The sequence below is a fragment of the Burkholderia sp. Ac-20384 genome (assembly GCF_017104605.1).
GTDB classification, from domain to species: domain Bacteria; phylum Pseudomonadota; class Gammaproteobacteria; order Burkholderiales; family Burkholderiaceae; genus Burkholderia; species Burkholderia lata.
Map to the genome: position 1 here is coordinate 1 of NZ_JAAGPE010000673.1, position 807 is coordinate 807.

An 807-nucleotide genomic window follows, 5' to 3' on the forward strand; every position below is an offset into this window, starting at 1 on the left:
TGGCGTGCCGGCCGACGCGGTGCTGTGGCTGCGTGCCGGCAGCCAAACGGATGCGTTGTGGGCCGCCGAGCAGGCGCTCAAGACCGGTTGTTGCGGCGCGCTGCTGCTGTGGCAGGACGCGCGTCCCGATGCGCTGCGGCGCCTGCATCTCGCGGCCGCGCGCACGGGCGACACGCTGTTCGTGATGCTGCGCCCGCTGTCGGCCGAACGGCAGCCGTCGCCGGCCGTGTTGCGCATCGCGCTGCACCCGGTGCCGGGCGGCGTGTCGCTCGACATCGTCAAGCGTCGCGGCCCCGCCCGCAGCGAGCCGCTCGTGCTCGACCTGCCGTCGCCCATCGTGGAGAGCCGCTATGCGCGTCTTGCTCGGCATCCATCTGCCGCGCCTGCCGCTCGACGTGTGCGTCGCGCTTCCGTCTGACGGCGAGGCGGGCGAGGCCGGTGGCGCAGGCTGTGCGGTGCTCGAGCAGGGTGTCGTGCTGATCGCCGATGCGGCCGCGCGCCGGCAGGGCGTGCGCGCGGGCATGAAGCGCGGCGGCGTGCTCACGCTCGCACCGCACACGCAACTCGTCGAACGCGATCCCGCGCGCGAGGCCGATGCGCTGCGCGCGGTCGCGCTCGCGTTGCTGCGCTTCTCGCCGTGCGTCACGCTCGACGACGAAGCCACATTGCTCGTCGACGTCGGCCCGAGCCTGCGCTTGTTCGGCGGCTTGCCGTCGCTGTGTCGCCAGGTGCGCGCGACCCTCGCGGCGCTCGGCTATGCGGCACGCCTGTCCGCCGCGCCGACCGGGGGCGGCGCGTGGCTGCTCG

Annotated in this window: 2 pseudogenes; both read left to right on the forward strand. The window is 74.6% G+C overall.

What is annotated here, in order from left to right:
* Positions 1–418, forward strand: a pseudogene (locus G3O00_RS42750) (recombinase RecA); the annotation flags it as partial.
* A pseudogene (locus G3O00_RS42755) lies at positions 351–807 on the forward strand (DNA polymerase Y family protein); the annotation flags it as partial. The pseudogenes G3O00_RS42750 and G3O00_RS42755, both read left to right, overlap by 68 nt.